18 protein-coding genes and 1 riboswitch are annotated in these 20,224 nt (G+C 43.9%); of the genes, 7 read left to right on the plus strand and 11 right to left on the minus strand.

The genetic code is table 11. The features are described from left to right. Positions 1–45 precede the first annotated feature (45 nt). The 3 genes from MHB56_RS14005 to MHB56_RS14015 form a co-directional block, all read right to left on the minus strand. Positions 46–1,428 (minus strand): amino acid permease, encoded by a 1,383-nt coding sequence (locus MHB56_RS14005; RefSeq protein ID WP_248548896.1) that lies wholly within the window; start codon positions 1,426–1,428, stop codon positions 46–48. 147 nt (positions 1,429–1,575) lie between these two features. Continuing rightward, positions 1,576–1,658: riboswitch (glycine riboswitch) on the minus strand. A 244-nt stretch (positions 1,659–1,902) separates the two neighbouring features. Further along, complete coding sequence (locus MHB56_RS14010) at positions 1,903–2,610, minus strand: DNA alkylation repair protein (RefSeq protein ID WP_038573880.1); 708 nt, start codon at positions 2,608–2,610, stop codon at positions 1,903–1,905. Between the two features lie 68 nt (positions 2,611–2,678). Continuing rightward, complete coding sequence (locus tag MHB56_RS14015; protein WP_076124245.1) at positions 2,679–3,233, minus strand: TetR/AcrR family transcriptional regulator; 555 nt, start codon at positions 3,231–3,233, stop codon at positions 2,679–2,681. Between the two features lie 166 nt (positions 3,234–3,399). Between MHB56_RS14015 and MHB56_RS14020 the strand changes: the two genes are divergently transcribed. The 3 genes from MHB56_RS14020 (at position 3,400) to MHB56_RS14030 (ending at position 6,513) form a co-directional block, all read left to right on the plus strand. Continuing rightward, positions 3,400–4,875 carry a DHA2 family efflux MFS transporter permease subunit gene (locus MHB56_RS14020; RefSeq protein ID WP_076303518.1) on the plus strand — a complete coding sequence of 492 codons (1,476 nt, stop codon included), beginning with the start codon at positions 3,400–3,402 and terminating at the stop codon, positions 4,873–4,875. 267 nt (positions 4,876–5,142) lie between these two features. Further along, entirely contained in the window at positions 5,143–5,718 is a 576-nt protein-coding gene (locus tag MHB56_RS14025) for a C39 family peptidase (protein ID WP_076124249.1), read from the plus strand. Between the two features lie 135 nt (positions 5,719–5,853). Further along, positions 5,854–6,513, plus strand: a complete 660-nt coding sequence (locus MHB56_RS14030; protein WP_076124251.1) for a hypothetical protein — start codon at positions 5,854–5,856, stop codon at positions 6,511–6,513. Positions 6,514–6,666: 153 nt separating this feature from the next. Here the strand turns inward: MHB56_RS14030 and MHB56_RS14035 are convergent, their stop codons facing one another. Then, positions 6,667–7,215: a pyridoxamine 5'-phosphate oxidase family protein gene (locus tag MHB56_RS14035; protein WP_036682364.1), complete on the minus strand. Its 549-nt coding sequence runs from the start codon at positions 7,213–7,215 to the stop codon at positions 6,667–6,669. 153 nt (positions 7,216–7,368) lie between these two features. Here MHB56_RS14035 and pdxR point away from each other — a divergent pair, with 153 nt between their 5' ends. Both pdxR and MHB56_RS29860 read left to right on the plus strand, forming a co-directional pair. After that, the gene (pdxR, locus tag MHB56_RS14040) at positions 7,369–8,799 is read left to right on the plus strand and encodes a MocR-like pyridoxine biosynthesis transcription factor PdxR (RefSeq protein ID WP_076301534.1); all 1,431 of its coding nucleotides are present in this window, start codon (positions 7,369–7,371) and stop codon (positions 8,797–8,799) included. Between the two features lie 324 nt (positions 8,800–9,123). Further along, complete coding sequence (locus tag MHB56_RS29860; RefSeq protein ID WP_143766398.1) at positions 9,124–9,291, plus strand: DUF4352 domain-containing protein; 168 nt, start codon at positions 9,124–9,126, stop codon at positions 9,289–9,291. Positions 9,292–9,439: 148 nt separating this feature from the next. Here MHB56_RS29860 and MHB56_RS14045 read toward each other — a convergent pair whose 3' ends face one another. From MHB56_RS14045 to MHB56_RS14075, 7 genes are all read right to left on the minus strand, one after another. Further along, positions 9,440–10,804 carry an MATE family efflux transporter gene (locus MHB56_RS14045; protein ID WP_076132870.1) on the minus strand — a complete coding sequence of 455 codons (1,365 nt, stop codon included), beginning with the start codon at positions 10,802–10,804 and terminating at the stop codon, positions 9,440–9,442. Positions 10,805–10,879: 75 nt separating this feature from the next. After that, complete coding sequence (locus tag MHB56_RS14050) at positions 10,880–11,539, minus strand: dihydrofolate reductase family protein (protein WP_036682374.1); 660 nt, start codon at positions 11,537–11,539, stop codon at positions 10,880–10,882. Positions 11,540–11,559: 20 nt separating this feature from the next. After that, complete coding sequence (locus MHB56_RS14055; protein WP_341143683.1) at positions 11,560–12,696, minus strand: sugar ABC transporter substrate-binding protein; 1,137 nt, start codon at positions 12,694–12,696, stop codon at positions 11,560–11,562. A gap of 15 nt (positions 12,697–12,711) precedes the next feature. After that, positions 12,712–14,652 (minus strand): alpha-amylase, encoded by a 1,941-nt coding sequence (locus tag MHB56_RS14060; protein WP_339245526.1) that lies wholly within the window; start codon positions 14,650–14,652, stop codon positions 12,712–12,714. A gap of 36 nt (positions 14,653–14,688) precedes the next feature. Next, positions 14,689–15,729: a zinc-dependent alcohol dehydrogenase gene (locus tag MHB56_RS14065; RefSeq protein WP_076179262.1), complete on the minus strand. Its 1,041-nt coding sequence runs from the start codon at positions 15,727–15,729 to the stop codon at positions 14,689–14,691. Positions 15,730–16,000: 271 nt separating this feature from the next. Continuing rightward, the gene (locus MHB56_RS14070) at positions 16,001–17,383 is read right to left on the minus strand and encodes an SMI1/KNR4 family protein (RefSeq protein WP_341143684.1); all 1,383 of its coding nucleotides are present in this window, start codon (positions 17,381–17,383) and stop codon (positions 16,001–16,003) included. Between the two features lie 121 nt (positions 17,384–17,504). Beyond that, positions 17,505–18,248: a glycoside hydrolase family 16 protein gene (locus MHB56_RS14075; protein WP_341143685.1), complete on the minus strand. Its 744-nt coding sequence runs from the start codon at positions 18,246–18,248 to the stop codon at positions 17,505–17,507. 148 nt (positions 18,249–18,396) lie between these two features. Here MHB56_RS14075 and MHB56_RS14080 point away from each other — a divergent pair, with 148 nt between their 5' ends. Both MHB56_RS14080 and MHB56_RS14085 read left to right on the plus strand, forming a co-directional pair. Then, positions 18,397–19,317, plus strand: coding sequence for an ABC transporter permease (locus MHB56_RS14080; RefSeq protein ID WP_076124267.1), 921 nt, complete (start codon positions 18,397–18,399; stop codon positions 19,315–19,317). Between the two features lie 18 nt (positions 19,318–19,335). Continuing rightward, positions 19,336–20,220: a carbohydrate ABC transporter permease gene (locus MHB56_RS14085; RefSeq protein WP_038573901.1), complete on the plus strand. Its 885-nt coding sequence runs from the start codon at positions 19,336–19,338 to the stop codon at positions 20,218–20,220. The last annotated feature ends 4 nt before the right edge of the window (positions 20,221–20,224 follow it).

The following is a 20,224-nucleotide window of genomic DNA, read 5'->3' on the forward strand; positions in this document are numbered from 1 at the left end:
GAATATAACCACGGCTTCTGCGCCGGTTAAAGCTTTCCTCATAAACTAGAGAGGTGTTTCGGTCCTGATTATTTTATTATCTCTTTCCCTCTTTCTTCTATTTATCGAATACAAAACAAATAATAATATAAACCATAAAGGCGTCAACAATAAGGCCGGACGAGTTTCATCAGCAAATAGCATAATTATGAGTATGATTGCAAACAAAGCTAGAACAACATAATTCACAAAGGGTGTAAACGGTGCTTTGAATTTTGATTTGGCCTGCAATTCCGGCTTCGTCTTTTTATATCGCAAATGGCAAATTAGAACGACGCCCCAAACCCAGATGAAACAAATGGCACTAATTGTTGTCACGATGCCAAAAGCCGTCTCCGGAATCAGCTTACTCAACAAAGCGCCTACAGATAAGACAAGCGTGGATATGAATAAAGCATTACTTGGTACATGATTTTTATTAAGCTTTGCAAAGTTGGCTGGAGCCTGGTCATTTCTGCTTAGATTGTATAGAATCCGGCTTGTTGAGAACATCCCGCTATTACAAGCGGACGCAGCTGAAGTTAATACAACGAAGTTAATAACCCCCGCGGCAATCGGAATCCCCACTAAACTAAATGTTTTAACAAAAGGACTTTCTGCCGGGTTTAGTTCTGTCCAAGCGTTGATGCATAATAAGGCAATAATAGCACCCACGTAGAAAAATAGAATTCGTAAAGGTATTTTATTAATCGCCGATGGGATAGTTTTTTCTGGATTGGAGGTCTCTGCTGCCGATACGCCCACCAATTCCACACCCACAAAAGCAAACACAACCATTTGAAATGAAAGTAGGAACCCTGAAATGCCGTTTGGAAATACTCCCCCATGTGCCCAAATATTACTGAGCGCAACGGTTCCGGTAGTTGTTTTGAATCCAATCACCAGTAAGACTACCCCGATAGCAATCAATGCGAGAATAGTGATTACCTTAATTAAAGCAAACCAAAATTCCAATTCGCCAAAGCTTTTTACCGTTAATAAATTGAGTCCTAATAAAATAATTAAACAAATGACTGCGGGTATCCATTGCGGGATATCAAACCAATATTGTACATAGACCCCAACAGCTATAATATCGGCCATAGCCGTCATGATCCAACAAAACCAATAGGTCCATCCGGTTACAAACGCCGCCCGCGGTCCAAGATAGTCTTCGGCAATGTCTGTAAAAGATTGATAACCTGCTTTAGACAACAGAAGTTCTCCTAATGCCCTCATCACAAAAAAAATAGCGATACCCACAATTAAATAAGCAAAAATGATGGATGGTCCTGCCAGCTGTATAGCTTTACCTGATCCTAAAAATAATCCGGTACCGATGGTTCCACCAATCGCAATGAGCTGAACATGCCGATTCTCTAAATCTCTCTTTAATTCTTGTACTGCCATTTCAAACTCCCCCTTATGTGAAAAAATGTACAAGTAAAAATGATAACAAAAAAGAGATTGGATACGCTCCAATCTCTTAGGTCTAAGAATAATAAATAAAATACATTCCTTTATTCTGACGATGATCAGAATAACAAATGAATTATCTAGTACTCTTCTGTCCTTTTGCCTGAGATTGTGAACCCTTCGGCGCCGGGGGAATCCCCCACGGTCTCTCCAGAAGCTGCTCCTGCTATAGTGTGATCCATAGCAATCATAGCTTGCGAATTATTTAATTGTTATGCCGCTAACTTCATTTTTAATATTTTTCAATACTAATCATTGTCAAATATTTTGTCAATAACATTAATTACCGCTTTATTATTGTTCCATTAACTTTTATTGCACTCAATTAAGGGCTTGTTAGCCAAGCTGCCAATTCTTCTGTCTGCAGGCACAACCTTCAATAGGCGCTCCTTAGCACTCCATGATTGACTAACACCTTACATGTTTTCGTTTGAAGCCGAGCTGCGATTTATCAACTGCCTTTTGAATATTAATTGAAGCATTCAAAATCTTGCTTTTTGCACTACCGGTATGGACTTCCACCGGGCCAACTTCCTTTGCAATCTCAACCGCTTTATCATGAAGCGGCAGATAGGATACGCCCACAGTGTAGATGAAATTGTTCATTGCGTATTTCGTTCGCTCAGGAGCATCATGAATCGTGTTTTTTGCAAGCTCCAACATAGCGGCCAATTTTTCTGCGGAAAATTCACTGTCCGGGCGATTTCCGAGCAGCCAGCAGTAACAGTTCCAGCCCGCCGACATTTTCAGCTCTATCTCACTTGCAATCCATTTATCAGAAACCTCTTGCGCAATATCCGTCTCCGCCAACGTTACTGCCACCACAAAGTCCGATAGCATATAGAAATAAGCCCCAGCAATCCACCGCTCAAAATCCGACTCGGTCATTGCTTTAGGCTCCGCGATCACCCCGGCAAAATACATAGCGTCGTAATTTCCCGTAGCATAAAGCTGCTCGGCCAAGGGTTGATTATGTTTTATTTTTCTGAAGATGGGCTTCATCTGGCCTGTGGCCACACCAAAAAGCGGTTCGTGCGCGCCATTGGATAGATATATTTTCTTGGTGCGTTCCTTGCCGAGAGCTTCAAGCTCTTGCATGACCGTTTCTAAATCCATTGTTCGCACTTCCTTTTTAGATTATTGGCTAGGGACTCAAACTTTACTTGAATATATCATAAAAGCCCTTATAAATACCTTCTTTTATACATCAAGGTAATTTGCCCCGCTATGTATTCAGCGCTATATTGGTTGCCATCCTTAATCCACCACATAATAATCCCCAGTAGTGAGGCTGCAATAATATCAACGGAGACTACCTCCTTAGTAAGGTCAATGTTCCTCGCGTTTCTTCGTTTTTCGACAGTACTTTTTAACAGGTTGGTCAAGTGTTTTTTGAAGCCTTTATGCTCAATCAATACAGCAAAAACTTTCCGGTATTCAAAAAAATAATTTAAAAAGGTGACCAGCTGCTCCTGTTCGTTGTTGCTCTTCATTTGTAATAGCGGTTCAACCTTCATGGACAGGTCATCGAAGATTTCATGTACGATCTGGCGCAATAAATCGTTAATATCCTCATAATGCAAATAAAACGTTGCACGATTTAGTTCCGCGCGGTTGGCGATTTTTTGGACGGTCAATTGCGAAATCTCCACATTGTCGGCCAATAATGAAAAAACAGCGTTCTTAAGCATCTTTTTTGAGCGAATAGCTCGTGGGTCAACTCTTTTATGTTCAGTCATTTCATCCCTCTATTATCGTTTAAATGGCATTTCATCAACTAATTTACCTATTCTGTCGATTAGTCGACATTTTCAATAAAATTGCAAATAGGAATACTTTTTAAATCCTGATATGATTTATTTTATTGACACTATGTCGAAAAAGCAATGAAGAGAGGACTGCAACATGCAAGAAGACACTAAGAAAATAAATAAAGGGATCTTACTAACCATCTTAATCTTTGGTTGTTTCTTATCCACACTCAATCAGACGCTTTTAAATGTCGCCTTAAGTAGTCTGATGGATGTATTTGATGTCACGGCAACAACCGTACAATGGATTTCAACAGGATTTATGCTGATCAACGGGATTTTGATTCCGATTACGGCCTATTTAATGAAACGTTTTACAACACGGCAATTATTTATAAGTGCCATGTCATTTTTATTAATCGGTTCTATAATTTGTGCAGCAGCGCCGAGCTTTAGTCTACTCTTAATCGGACGAATGATCCAAGCTGCCGGTGCTGGCATTATAATGCCGCTCATGATGAGTGTTGTGCTGGCGATCTTCCCCGTTGAAAAACGTGGCAGCGCTATGGGACTGCTTGGACTGGCGATGATATTCGCTCCGGCTATTGGGCCAACACTGGCGGGATTTGTTGTCGAATACCACTCTTGGCGCTGGTTATTTATCGGGCTTATTCCACTTGTCCTCATTGTTATAGCGTTGGCACTCAAGTATTTAGTGAATGTATCTGAGACGTCTAAGTCGAAGCTTGATGTCATAAGTGTTCTTTTATCAACCGTCGGATTTGGCTTAATTTTATACGGCTTCAGTAGTGCAGGCAGTAAAGGCTGGGATGATGTAATCGTGATCCTGACCTTAGGGATTGGGGTCGTGGTAACAGCCGTATTCTGTCTTCGACAAATCAAATCGGATGATCCGCTGCTAAACCTGTCGGTCTTCAAAAATAAAGTGTTTACGATGACGTCTCTTATTAACGTATTAATCACGATGATGATGTACGCAGATATGATCTTATTGCCTATTTATCTGCAGAATGGCCGCGGGTTTACAGCATTTGATGCAGGACTACTATTGTTGCCGGGCGCACTCGTAAATGCGTTCATGTCACCCGTCACCGGTAAACTATACGACCGTTTCGGTGCGAAGCCGCTGTTCATCATTGGTCTATTGTTTATTATTCCATCTATGTGGGCGGTAACAGATTTATCTGAATCAACTACGTATACGTATCTAATGATTCGTACCATTGGCCTGCGAATTGGATTAAGCTTCATTACTATGCCACTCAATACAGCCGGGCTAAATGCGTTGCCCAAACAACTTGGCACTCATGGTACAGCTGTGAACAATACCGTTCGCCAAATTGCCGGGGCCATTGGTACTGCTGTCGTAATTACAATTTATACAGTGCAGGCAACAAGTCATGCAACTACAGTGATGCTGAACAATCCCTCCACTACTCCTGAGATTCTTAAATCCCTTACATCAATTCTTGGGGCAAGTGACGCCTACTACTTCATGATGATTTTATCCATTGCCGCATTTGTTATAACCTTATTTATGCCCACGAAAAACAAGCTCATGATTGAAAAGAAAGCAAACCTAGTTAGCAAGGAAGAACCTCAGTTGTAACTAGTAATTACAGAGTAAATGAAGAAAAGCCATTCCTTAGCGGAGTGGCTTTTGTTATGAATGGCTTGCTTTGGATCATTGGAGCACGTATTCCTACGAGCATCAATATTTCCTTATCCATATCAATATCCCCCTCTCCATATCAAATGTGTAGACTCTATTATAAAAACGAAAAAATATTTAAACTTTACACATAAGTTAATATATGGTATTTTAATAGTGTTATTAAAAGGAATATTAATCCATAATAAGGAGCTGATTCCATTCATGAAATTATCTTTAAAAAAGAGATTGATGCTTGTTGGAACCTTTGTTTCAGTCTTTCTTTTTTCTTTTGTTTCCCAAGCATATGCGACTAATTTAATTGGCTACCCTACAGCTACACAAGCTAAGAATAATTGGTGCTGGGCTGCGACTAGCGTTACCATACTTCAATATTACGGAATCTCTGTAAGCCAATGTTCTTTTTATGATCATGTGAAGGGAACCTCCGGCTGTACAACAGACGAGAGTGAATCTTATGGAACTGTTCAAGAAGGCATTCATGATTATGGTGTCTCCAGTTGGAATCATACAGGAGCACTATCTTACAGCGATGTAAAAAACCAGATTGATAATGTTGGCAGTCCTATATATGTAAGCTGGAAATGGAATAGTGCTACCGGTGGCGGGCACGCAGTAGTTATCTATGGGTACGACACATATAGTGGAAATGATTGGATTCAACACATGAACCCGAGTGGGGGCACAAAAACCTCCATGTTATACACCAACGTTAAAGGTGGCTCCAGCTACGATAGAACCTGGAGATGGGGACTTCATGGCTTCAACAAATATATTTAAGGAGGGCTTCCCATTAAGAAAACGCTGCTGTTAACTGTAACTTCATTCGTTTTATTTCTGACTTTTTTCTCACCTGTATGGGCTCAGACCGTAACTGAAGATGTTGTTTCTTTTGCAAATACAGAAGGATTAACATTGATTAAAGAAGGGCTATCTAAAGATCCTGAAGGGTATGGTTACAACAATGAAGCAGAGATTAGTGAAATTACCGTAGGTCAAGGAATGCAGATTCATTTTATTGATGGCGCTAAGCTTAGGGCGGCTTCCGATAGTCTGATTGAAACGGTCACACCCCAAGACAACTGGGAGTTTCTTATTTTATCGGGCGGAATACCCAAATCTAAAATGATCATTCAAAAGGATTCAAACGGGTCCTATCAAGTTACTGAGTTTGGAGGAAATCCTAATACTTTGGCCTATGCTATTCATTCACTAGAAGCTGAGGGTGAAGTGAGTGAGCCTACACTTATCCGTGAGCGGGACGAATATATAGCTGCCTTCAAGAAAGACAATCAGGAACTAATCATCGCCCCACAACAAGCCTCATCAGCAGAAACAAAAGGACTAAGCAATATTTCGGAGCCTCAAGCACCCGGGCATTTAATTGATGTGTTACAAACGATGCAGAACGATTCTTCCGATGACGAGCAGGATGGGTCGGGAACCATTGCTTCCGCATATTATGCGGACGATAATAATCATCTAACAAGGTCTATCACCATTAGCGCCATTATTGCTCTAGTAGCGGTATTTGTGTTCTGGGCCTATCTCAGAAGACGTAAACAACCTAAATAAATGTAAAAATAAGTAGGCCGCCCTCCTTCATTGGATTGCGGCCTACTTTGATAGATAGTACCTCTAAAAAGCCTCCCTCTCCCCATATGATTAGGACATAAAGGCTGCCAAAGACCTCGTTAGCATAACACCATTTGTAATGGTATCTTGCGGCTAAACATCTCGTCCAGTACCCATGCCCCTTTTATACATTTTTTCTGCTTCAATAGGACTTTCTTTTGCCGTGATATGATACGGAATTACCCGATAAACTTGAACCGGACCGCCAAATACAGCCGATCTATACTTTTCCACATGCTGCTTGGACAAGGGGCGATTATAATAACCCGGTACGTATTTATTGATCAATTCCTGAAGTACGTGTGTGGCTTCATCCAAATCTGAAATTGGTTCTGCTTGTCCAAAAATCATTACGCTCATATAAGCTGTATCCGTTTTGGCTGGTACCGGATCTGTAATAGTTCCATATTCCTCACATACCGTAAAACATACCTCCGGATTATCACGCATGACCTGATTACGTCTTCCATCTCCAGCCCCATGAATATACAGTTTCCCTTCAGTCCATACATAATTAAGTGGCACAACATAAGGGAGGTTCCCATCAACCAACCCCAGATAACCTAATCTCGTTTGGTGAAGGAACCTTTCAATCTTCTCTTGATCTAGGCATTCCCTGGTCTTGTAACGAACCGAATTCATATCGAATCTCTCCTTTTATTTAAATTGCGGATACCTGCGTTGTTACGGTAGTATATCAATGAATGGATTGCATTAAAATATCCATAATTCGCTGTTTAGAGCAATCCATAATCAGCTTTTTATGATTGGAGTTTCTATTTGGAGGTATGTACGATGATGAAAGTAATTCGTAATGATAAGAGACCGATCTGGCAGCAATTGCTTGATCAAGCGATCCATAATATTACTAGCGGAGTCTGGGCACCAGGAGAACTACTGATTCCTACCCGCGAACTTGCGCACATCGTAGGTGTCTCCCGCTCAACTATACAGATCGTCTATGAGGAATTGTTAAGTCGGGGTTATACAGTTACCTCCCGCCGGGGAGGGACGCGAGTTAGTACATGGAAGCAAGTCGCTATATCAACGAAGGAAATAGAAACAGAGGGCCCCACACCTCCTTCACTCTCCTTGCTAGACTCAGCTGTTGATCAATTACATGACTGGTTCAGAGGTAAAGAGCCGCTAGAAGTGGATATTGATTTCAGTCCCCATGAACCCTATTTGGACGAACAATTCCAAAAAAACTGGCGGCAATCGCTGCTCCAGGCATCCGCTGAAATGGATTTATCAAGCTGGGCTTACGGTAACTGCTACGGGTACACACCATTACGTGAGCAAATACAGCGTTATTTATCACTTGAACGGGGCATACATGTCCAAACCAATCAGATTCTGTTGACCTCAGGAGCTCAGCATAGTATTGACTTAATCGCACAGTCACTTTTAGCTGATGGGGACACTGTCTCAGTAGAAGATCCAGGTTTCCCAGCTGCTTGGATGGCAATGAAATACCGCCGTATGAATGTGGTACCCGTTCCTGTTGATGAGTATGGTCTAGTGGTTGAGCATATTCACCCGCAATCCAAACTGGTCTTTGCCACCCCTTCCCACCAGTGCGCAGTAGGGGTCGTTATGTCGGAGCCCCGCCGGCAACAATTGCTGCATAAGGCCGTTCAAGAACGATTTTGGATCATTGAAGACGATTATGATAGTGAATTTCGATATCGTGGGGAGCCGCTGCCAACGCTGTTTAGTCAGGCATCTAATAATACTTTGTATCTCATGAGTTTCTCTAAAATGATTGCACCAGGCATTCGTATTTCGGCTATTGTTGGATCAGTCGAGGCAATTGCTCAGCTAGCGAAGGTGCAGGAGCTGACTTACCGTCATCTTCCGATTATGGATCAGCTAACACTAACCCACTTCATTAAAAATGGTCATTTTATGCGCCATATGCGAAGAGTCAGAAACGTGTACCGGCGAAGACACGAGGTCATGGCAAAAGCTATTATGGCTAGCGGTTTAGGGGAGCGCTTCACGCTCAGTGGAGTAGAAACTGGATTACATATGTTATTAGAAGCTGAGGAAACATTCGACGAAGAAGCTGTGACAAAGTTAGCCCTACAACATGGAATACGTGTGTACCCTCTTGGACCCTATTGTTTGGATAGCAAAAGAAAAGGATGGGTATTAGGGTTTGCAAAAGTAGATGAGGCAGCGATTGAGCAGGGCATTTATCGTCTTGCGGAGCTGATCCTATAAAATCATCTCCGCAGCACTCACAAAATTTGTTGAACAGTCCATAGACTATTTTAGATTTATGAAACCATTGCTTCCGCGTATTATCCGGACGATAATAATCACCTAACAAGGTCTATCACCATTAGCGCCATTATTGCTCTAGCAGCGGTATTTGTGATCTGGGCCTATCTCAGAAGACGTAAGTAACCTAAGTAAATGTAAAAAGAAATAGGCCGCTCTTTTCATGGAGTGCGGCTTATTTTTCTCTCATCTACGGCTCCCGAGAAATATTCAAACACTGCACTCTAATACTATTAAAAACTTACCAAGAAACTACTAAAAGGCATGTTGATTACTACTTCCGGAGAGTATTTTTTATATGAAGGAATCAATCCTGGATTGGCTCAAACAGGCAATGTAGTATTTGAAATCCCAGAAGATATGACTGGCTTTCTTTTGAATGTCCAAACTGGGTTCTGGGGAACCGAACAAGGACAGATTGAATTGAAATAATACTATATGGATCGTAAACCACCCAACTGGATATTTAAAAATCAATGAAAAAGGCACTACCTTGAGGCAGTACCTTTTTCATTGTTAAGTGAAGAGATCTCCAATTTAGGGGGGGTAATACTCCACATCGACCCAATCAGGTCGTACATTACATAGCTTTTTCAGCCAGATCACTAACTAAATTTCTCATCCACTTACGGGAGTAAATCCGGGCGTAGCCGAAGCCAAAGCGGACAACCTCCTCCAGCGAGATGACGAGATACACAAGGTAGACAGGTTGCTTCCAAATGTATGACAGCAACAGCCCGGATGGGACACCTATCAGCCACGTTGCGGTAGACTCCATGCCGAATACGAACTTGCTGTCTCCTCCGCTGTTTAGAATACCGCCGGCTATAATCATATTGGATACTTTGACCCAAAGAAATCCAGCAAACACGATAACGATATACATGCTCATTTGCTTAGCATCCTCGGAGATATTGAACGCAGAGACATACAGCTTCGAGCCTGCCGCAATGATAACCCCGACAATCAGAGAGATAATGATGCCTAGGCGAATGAACCTTTTCGCATGATCGAGTGCGATATCAGATTCATTCGCACCCAAACGGTTGCCAACCATTACCCCTGCTGCACTAGCCAGACCCGATAATAAACCGATGCAAAGACCCTGAAGTGGGAAGGTAATGGTCATTGCAGTCATTTCCATCGTCCCCATACGGCTATAAATGACCGCATATGCCGTTTCACCCAATACCCAAATCAATTCAGTCAGTAGCAGCGGATAGGTCGTTCCAAAAAACTTGCGAATGAGCGGTTTAGGAACGATGAATAAGTTCTTTAACCCGACAGCTCCCGGTAAACGATACCGGTACACGGCACCAATGATCAACAAGCATTCGAAGACCCTAGAGATAAGAGTAGCAATGGCAGCGCCCTTCAGACCAAGCGCAGGAGCACCGAAATGACCGTAAATAAGTACGTAATTCAGTATAATATTCAAGCCAACTGCAATTAGACTTACATACATCGGCCATTTGGCATGGCCAGTACTGCGTAAAATCGCGGAATACATCATCGTGAGCATGACAGGTACAAAACCGATCGACATTATCTGGAGAAAGATATAACCCTCATCTATTACATTCACGTCTGTAGTGAATAGGCTCAAAAAGAGCGGCGAGTCGATAAAGACAGCCGCAGAGAACAGGAACGAGAACGCAAAGCCGGTGATCAGTCCGAGACCCAGTACTTGAGAGACGCTTTTGGAATCTTTATTTCCCCAAAACTGGGCTGCATATATGGATACACCCGTCGATAAACCGGCCAAGACAACCGCGATGATCCCGTATATTTTAGTCGACATCCCCACCGAGGCAATTGCCACATCTCCCAGCTGCCCAACCATCAATTGATCCGTCAAATTAAGCAACGCCATCAGCAAGCTTTGAAGCGTAACGGGCACAGCGATTTTATAAACACTTTTGTAGAAATCTTCTTTCTCTGACATGTATCGTTCACAACCCCCATATTCTCGATTTTTCCAGAACTTATAGCCATTCGCAGTCTATGACTTAGTGTGAGGTTAGATCACCTTTTTGTAGCGCATGAGCGTGTAGTTATCTTTTGGTTGAATTTCTACAACCTTGAACTTTTTCGCAAAGTTCAATTGCTGATACCCGTCTCCATCCACTAAAGTAATGTTTGTGGAGCCGCCTATGATGATTGGAAGCTGCATTAGAATAATCTCATCGACGATATCCTGATTGAAAATATGCCAGTTTAAGAATCCGCCGCCTTCGACCATCAGACTGGTAATCCCATAGTTCTCCTCCAACTGACGTTCAAGCTCCACAAAATCTACTTTATCCTCGCCGCAGATAAGGCACTCCTTCCCTCTTTGCCGGATCTGTTTGATTTTTTCTTCATCCCGTCCTTTCTCGGTCGTGACAATAATCGTCTTCCCTTGGTCCGAGAGTACATTGCAATCTAGCGGAATATCCAAGGTAGTTGTCGGAATGATACGAATTGGATTTTTATTTTCCTCATACCGATTAGTAAGGAAGGGATTGTCCGTCAAAATTGTATTTTTGCCGACCATAATTCCCTGCACCTTCCCCCGGAATAGATGAATAAATTCCATATCCTCACTGGAAAATAAAGAAAAAAGCTCTTTACTCGAATTACCAGCGCCCATAGTGAGCTTTCCATCAATAGAAATTTGGCTGAATATCGTTGTTTTCATTTGGCTCTCCCCATCTCTAATTAGCTTTTAAATGCGCCCCAAGAGGCTTGAATAGTCTGTTCTATTTTGTTCAATGCTTGTTCAGGATTGCTCAGGGGCAGCTCAATAAGACCCGCATTTAACGCCTCCCATACATGGATCATGAAGGGATAAGTCGGCATCGGCCGTGAATGATCCAAAAGCGATAAAATCATCTTTTTGTTAGGCGCAGCAGAGGCAGCTAGACGGTTTAGCACCTCTTCCTGAGCCGGAATCCGCTGTACACCCAGCGTCCACATCGTTTGGCATTCGTCACTCAGCATAAAGCGCGTGAATGATATAATATCTTCCCGCTCCTCGGACGTTAATGAATGATTAGGGTAGATCAGGCCGATAGAAGAAGACATAGATAACGATTGCCGCCCTTCGATGCTCGGAAGCTGGCAAACCGCAAGCCTATTGTTCATATGCTTATCTAGATGGTTATAAATCCACTCGCCACAAATAATGGCGCCGATCTTACCGTCAATGAACTGCTCAAGCAGTCCTGTGGAGCCGTCGAGACTAACGAGCACGCCTTGATCCATCTTGTCGCTAATAAACTGAAGCGCCTGCTTCATTTCAGAGGTGACGATATTCGGCTTTCCATTCTGTACAGGCCAGCCGCCGAAAGCTGTAAGGAACGGAATAAACCAATAGCCTTGCTGTAAGTCAGCTCCAATCGGTACGATACCTTGGGCGGATAACCTTTCTGCTGCCTCTTCGAACACGTCCCATGTCGTCGGCGCACTAGGGTAAATCGACGGGTTGTAATACACAACCAGATGATTGCCCCGCAATACCGGGATACCATACTGAACACCATTCATTTGCATCGTTGAAAGGGCACCCTCAGTCAGCGTATCGCCAAATAGCCCGCCCGGCACTTCAGAGTAAAGACCGTTCTCAACATAGGAGGACATGTCGGCAGGAACCATCGCCAGATGCGGACCTTGCTGGGTGTCCTTAATTTGGTTCAGGCGCGCAGTCAGCTCCGTAATATTCATGACTTGTGGCGTAATTTGTACCCCAAAGCGCTCTGTATACAGCTTACAAATTCCCTCCAGCACCTCAATCGAGGTATCTCCCGGACCATCAAATTCATGCCATACCACGACTTCCTTATTGTTCTTTTCCATTGCAGCCTCTCTCCCTTACCTAAATTGTCTATGATTGTTTACGAGCACTAAAGCCTGATTAGGCGCAAGCAGCAAGCAGTCTAACGCCTGACCTACGCTGCTACCCGTTAAGGAACTATCCAGTGTTACCGTCATTGGGCATCGGCCAGGCACGGCTACCTTCAAATCAACTTGGCAGAAAGCATCAGCACTCAAGTTAAAGCAGCACAGCAGCGTTTCATCCCCTTGCATATACCCGTAAAGAACAATACCTTCCGGGGATTGAGCCACGAAAAAGTTTTCCGGCTTCACTAGGTAGCGCCAATCTCTCTTGAGTTCACTTAGCTCCGCCAACAATGGCAGCATCGGTGTAGGATTGGTCCAATTAATTTGCATGACGTTAAAAAAAGCTCGGGAAATCTCCTCTCCGTTCGTGTTATCTCCAAGACCACAGTTGAGGGGCTGCTCCTCGTTCATTTCATAACCCGTCGTCACGTATGGAATCGCGTTTGGAAGAAATTGATTAAATACCGCAATCATCCGAGCAACCTCAACACCGCCACGGCTGGTGATCCGAGGAGTATCTGCTGTTTCTGCACAAGCAAATACATGAATATTCAACTCAGGCAGCTCTTCTAAGAATGAAACGAGATTGTCTTTAGTAATTTGTGTCATGACGTTCCACCCACTGCCAAGCATAATGTTATAGCCGGTGTTTGCCGCCTTCTTGTGGTTGCGATTGAACAAATCTTCGCTGATTAAGATCGCATTTGGATTCATCTCTTTAATCGTGTCAAAAATACGAGTCAACAACGGAATAGGAAGCACGTGTCCGATGTCGATGCGGAAGCCGTCAATCCCATATTTTTCGAGATTAACCCGTACTGCCTCCTCCAGAACATCCCACAGCTCCAGATTCGGCTCCTCTCCCGGGTAGTCATTACATTTAATCGTATCAAAAAGGACATATGGCGCCTGATCCGGACTTATAAGATGTCTCACTTGCGGAGAGAAATCCTTGTAGAGGCGTAAGAACGTAATGTCTGTCCAAATCGGCTGCACATCATTTATCCAATCCGAATGCGCTGGAGCAGTCGTTATCCCCATCTCTTGCTCCACCAAAGTTAATAGCTCATCTCCAGTTTTAGCAGCTTTCTCCTTTAAGTGCTGCCAAAGAATTGGATGGAGTTCATTGGGCGGTGGCGTGAACTTCCGCAGAAATACTGCTGTCTCCTGGCTGCGGTAGACCGTCTCCAATTTGTCCGGCGTACACTCCTCAAAAAATCCAAGCTGGGGAATTGCGGGCGGCGCAAAGCCTTCTAATTCGTCCATTTTGATCCAATATACCCATTCAGGATGCTCGGTAATGAACACACTGTTTTTCGCCGTCACACGGGGAATGAAATCAACAACAGTCTTAATATCAAGTAAATGACAAGCCTCTACCAAAGCGCTGAGCTCATCGTGGATCGTAAACTCCTCCATATCATCCAATAGGCTATCGTGCAGGTTCTCGTCCAAATGGAATAACGATTGCACTGCGTAAGGGGACCCAATATCCCCCTTCAGATTCAACTTGCTGTACTGGTTAACTGGAAGCATGTACAGAATATTGATGCCCATTTTCTTTAGCAGAGGCAGAAGAATAAAGAATCTTAAAAAAGTACCCGATTCAATTTTTCCGTCATGGTTGTAATCCCAAGCCGTAGAATAGCGAAGAAGCGAAGAATAGATCGCGCTATCGTCCAGATTTATGCGTTCCTTAAGCAGATATCTCCACGAAAGCCTGTCCACATAATTCAAATGATCAGTCAAAAAATCATACGGGTGTACACAAATTTCACCCTCTTTTTCTAAGAGAACACGTTCATATTGGCACTCATTCCACACTGCGGGTATCCAAATTGGCTCTACCTCTTTGGCCTTTTGTGTAGACAAGTAATCTTGAATTAATCTGAATTTGCTATCATTGCTCATCAACAGTGCCACCTCTCATTGATTGTAGTCTTACGTTTAGGGAACAAAAACCGTCTTTACGGTTTCACTCCCAACCACCTTCAAAGAGTTCAATTCATAGCCGATTAACTCATCTATCGCTGCTTCATGCTGACTGAGCTTAACTTTTCTAGTTACTAGTTTCTCCATTTCAGGAGTTTCAGCGGCAAACCGCAAAGCTTCCTCGAACATGTAGCGGTATTCACCTGCTGCTATAATTTTTATTGCATGCTGCACGAATTTGGTAGGGGAAAAGGTGTAGCGATACTTCGCATTAATACCAAAAGGAACGATGCGGCCTCCACGTTCAATCCACTTTTCCGCCATTTCGAGTTGAGTGCCCACCGTATCGATAATCACATCAAACTTATGTCCCGCACAGATTTTGTCTACGGTAGCTTGATTTAATTGGGCAGGGGTTAGAGCAAAATCTGAGATCTCTTTGGCAAAAGCTAACCGATAGGGATTAACTTCAGTCGCTACCGTGAGCGCAGATTTCGACTTGCTCACAATTTGGCTTAACAATCCCATTGGACCCGATCCAAGAATAAGTACCTTGTCGTCTGCTGTGACATTGGCTTCTTTGAAATTGTGCAGTACACAGGCAAGCGGCTCAATCAAAACCCCCGTCTCCCAGCTCATATGATCGGGAAGACGGTGTGCAAACGTTTGTGCAGTTGAGTAAAAAAAAGTGAATGTCCCATTTCGATTCAAACCCGCAATAGGCATCCCATTTCCATCGATGCCCGTACAGAGGTGCGGCTGTTTCTTCAAGCAAAAATAGCATTCATCACAGCTTTGATTCGGATCGATAACTACGCGGTCGCCTACCTTAACACGGTCAACGTTGCTGCCGATTTGGATTACAGTCCCTACTGCCTCATGACCACGAATGACGCCTGGAACCCCCTCCTCTTTCCCAGTTATGACTGCTAAATCTGTTCCACATACACCTGTCATCTCAATCCGGATCTTGACTTCATCCGGTGCTGCAATCTGCGGCTCTTCCCATTCGCAGAGCTCCAGCTTATGATTAGATGTCCACACCAACGCTTCCATACTCATTCCCCTTTCACTTTTTTGTTATCCATATTCGCCCAGAATATATCATAACTACCATGTAAAAGTAAGGTGAATGTTGTCGAAAAATGTTAATAATTACATTTTTTAATAAACACTCACGAGTAAGCGCTTTAATTTTCTTTCGCTTATTATGCGGAGTGCACTGTCTCAAACGGCAAGTTTAAGGGCCATCCCTTGTGGGATGACCCTTGAATACTATCGTGATCAATCGAGCACCGCACGGGAATAAATCCCGAATCAACGTCTCCTATTTTGCAGCTTCCGCTTCCAGCCGTGCAATGACCTCTGAGCCAGCTTGATCTGTGAAGCTAAGCACCCCGTTTTCCTGAACGATCAGTCCTTCCCGTATTCGGCCATCCAGCCAATCGCTGATCCAGCCGGGAGCATACCCGCCTTGGCCGAACTCGCCGCCAAAAGCAATCATTTCTTCATATACATCCAGATATTGTTGACGACTCGTATTTGGATAAGAGCTTGTGTATAGCCAGAACTGCACATCATACATCAGAGTAGAAAGCTCATCCGCATGAAAGGAGAAGTGTCCCTTCTCTTCAACGATTCGGGTACATACTTTACGGATCTTATGCTCAAGCTGATCTACTTCAGACACATGGCTGCACAGCTTCGCAAGTAATGGTGAGAATTGGCCTACGGCTACTTTGCGCAAATCCTCCTCTTTATCTTCTTCAGAGGTGTCGTATTCTTCATCACTCACCAGGCCGCGTATAAACGTCTCGAAGTCTGGGGCCAGAAACGTAATCTCATAATTATCTTCCTGATCCACATGAATCACCTCGGGTTCACCGTCCTTCCCGCAATTCCGGTAATCCAGCATCACGACATCATGACCTGCCGAAGGGCAATCGCAAATTACCACGCCAATGTCAGGGTATCCCCACTCCTCAATCATAAACGGACTGCCGAGATCGCCGCAGAGTGAATAGCTTTTCTCACGTCCGATGCCCATAATGCCCGTAATCGCGATATGATCCTCAGCCCATGAGGTCGCATCCTCCGTAGGAAAACAGGTATTATAAGGCACTCCCCCATTGTGCTGCTTCATCAGACTGATATAAGAGGCAGGAAGCTTGTAACCCAGTTCTTCTTCTACAGAAGCAATCAGCTCATCCGTAGGCGGGGCCGAAACATATTCTTTTAGCGCATAATCGCTATCTTTCCAAAATTCGGAGAGGTCCATCCCTTCAAAAGGAGTTGCAGTCGTCCCCGAATCATTATGTTGCTCTCTGATTGCCTGTCTGGCTGCGGCGTGTTGTTCTTTGCGTAGCTTGCGCTGGCTGAATTTCAGAAACATGGCCGTATTCTCATCATCCGGATCGAGGTCATGGGCAATACCCAGCACTCTCACCGCTTCCTCATATCGATTCAAATAATAATAGGAATATCCCACACGAAAATACCACAGATAATCATTCTGTCCTTGTTCCGCAATCTTCGCGAAGTGTTCAAGGGCTTCTTCATAACGTTCCAAATTGTTATACGCTCTTGCCAGACTGCTGACCATCTCGTAATCTCTGTCCGCTGGAGGAATCTCCATCAGAGTGTCTACAATCTTCTGGTGTTCATCATCTTCATGCCACTGTGTCAGCTGTGCGATTAGTTCTTTGTCCATGGTCTACCTCCCCAAGCTTATAATCAAGTTACTAGAATATAGAGAAATATGGTTTTCCCTATTCTACCAGATGGGATGTAGGTATTGAAAATCGATAATAGAGCCTCACAAAGATTCTTAATTATGGGTACAGCCATATCCCAGAAACCGTCATCACCGCTGGCAGTGCAGCCTCGTCAACCGCTACATTGTCATACCAGCCGCCCACTGCAAGGTTCAGCACCAGATAAAATGACTCGTTAAAGGGCATAACCCCTGGCTCCAAGCAGCGCTCGGCAAAGCAATGTCCGTCTACCAGCCATCGAATCGAACTGGCGGTCCATTCCAGTGCATAATCATGGAATTCATTAATGGTTCCGCTTTCAAAATGGTGCGAGAACTCCTCGACGATTTGATGTTCCCAATCCTTTCCGTAGTGCAGTGTTCCGGATATTTGCTGAGGCAAGCGGCCTTTGGCTTCCATGATATCTATCTCGCCGGAAGCTGGCCAAGGTCCGTAAGCCTGTTCCTGCGGAAGCAACCAGATGGCAGGCCAAACCCCTTGCCCCACCGGCAGCTTTGCACGCACAACTAACTTCCCATAGCAAAAGGAAAAATGGTCCTTTGTATCCAAACGAGCCGAGGTATATGCAAAATTGCGCCCATCCTTTCCAATGGATTCACTGCGTGCGCACAGATTTAAGCCAAATTCATCGATATACAGATTGCTGGAATGATCCGTGTAATACTGCTGCTCTCCGTTGCCCCAACCTGGGTCTATGGGATTACCTTCATTATCTAATAAGTCGTTGCCAAGGCGGATATTCCATAGCTTCAAATCGGCATTTCTATCTAAGAAATTCTGTTCCCATACAGGTTTATTCATCCTTTGCACACTCCCTTCATTTAATCACAGCATACTTAATTTTTGCGGCTGGTCAAACAAATCTAAAAAAATGGGATAGGGTCGATAATCATGGGCTTTTTTTCCTATACGCTTTTTCATACGATGAAATAGAAAGGGGGCACGGAAAATGTTCCAATACAGAACGGAACAAATGAAAGCGCTTTTTAAGCAGTGGCAATTGCAAAGCATGGTTATCCCGGGAATCATCTGGATGTTTATCTTTTGTTATATCCCTATGTTTTGGCTCATTATTGCATTTATGGACTACAGCATCGCCAAACCCTTACTAGAATCACCGTTTGTCGGGCTGAAGCATTTTCAGGATTTTTTGACGGATGAGCGTTTTTGGCGTTCGATTCGCAATACTCTGGGGATGAGCAGCATCAAGCTGGTCTTGGGTTTTCCCATTCCCATCTTGTTTGCCTTGCTGCTGAATGAAATACGGAGTCTTCGTTTTAAGCGAACGGTACAAACCATTTCGTACCTGCCGCACTTTATTGCCTGGACGATTTTTGGCGGCATTGCACTCAATTGGCTGGGCGAGGGCGGTGTGATCAATCAGTTGATGATGGCGATCGGGCTCCAGGAACGCGAAATTCTGTTTAACAGCGACCCTAAGTACTTTTGGTGGATCACCTTTTTCACCGATACGTTAAAAGAAACCGGCTGGAGCGCCATTATCTACATAGCGGCAATATCCGGCATTGATCCGGGGCTGTACGAAGCGGCTGAGCTGGATGGCGCAAACCGGCGGCAACGGATGTGGCATATCACCATTCAGAGCATACGCCCCACCATCGCTATTTTGTTCATCCTCGCTGTCAGCGGGATACTTGGCAGTAACTTTGAGCAGATCTTTATGTTGAAGAACAATATGAACATGAGGATGGCGGAAAGCCTAGACTTGTATATCTACAACATGGGGTTGGTCTCCGGGCGCCATTCCTTCTCAACAGCCGTCCTGTTCGCCCGCTCTATTGTGGCGCTAGGTTTGTTGTTTTTGGCCAATCACACATCCAAAAAACTAACCGGCGACAGCATTTTTTAGAAAGGAGAGGACAGAGGTATGGAAAGACGCAAAAGATTTCGGCAAATTGGAGTATTTGAGGTCTGCAACACCCTGCTGATGCTGGCGGTTTGCTTTTTAACACTATACCCGATGTGGTTTGTATTCATTAACTCGCTTAATGCGCCGCAGCAGGCATCCCTGGGCACCGTCAACTGGTTTCCCAAAGAATTATCGCTGGCCAGCTATAGTGTTGTGTTCAATGATAAGACAATGATGAACGGTTTTTACATTACCACTCTGCGCACAGTGATCGGGACAGCAACGCATGTGTTGTTTACCGCCATTATTGCTTACGGAATGAGCAAGTCTAATCTAATCGGACGCAAGCTGTATCTTAAAATCGCATTGGTTACGATGCTGTTCTCAGGCGGGCTGATCCCTACATTTATTCTGATGACGAAGCTGGGATTATATGATAATTTTTGGATATTCATCATTCCCTCTATGTACACTTTTTTTAATATGGTCATTTTCATGAGCTTCTTCCGCACCATACCTGACAGCCTGGAGGAATCTGCGAAAGTAGACGGTGCTTCAGACTATGGTGTCCTGTTCAGAATCGTATTGCCCAATAGCATGGCTGTCATTGCGACTATATCGCTTTTTTCAGCCGTTTATCATTGGAATGATTATTACCAGGGGGTCATCTACATCCGTTCGCAGGAATTACTGCCACTGCAGACCATGCTGTACAAAATCATTGCGGAGAACTCTATGTCCTTCATGCAGCAGCAAGCTATGGCGCAATTCGGCGCAAGACTTCCCGGCAACTCTATTAAATTTGCATCCATGATGGTGGCCACACTGCCTATTCTGATAGTCTATCCTTTCATTCAACGCTATCTGGTCAAAGGCGTGATGATTGGCGCCATTAAGGGATAAGAGT

This window comes from Paenibacillus sp. FSL H8-0315, from assembly GCF_038005365.1.
GTDB classification, from domain to species: Bacteria; Bacillota; Bacilli; order Paenibacillales; family Paenibacillaceae; genus Paenibacillus_AQ; species Paenibacillus_AQ odorifer.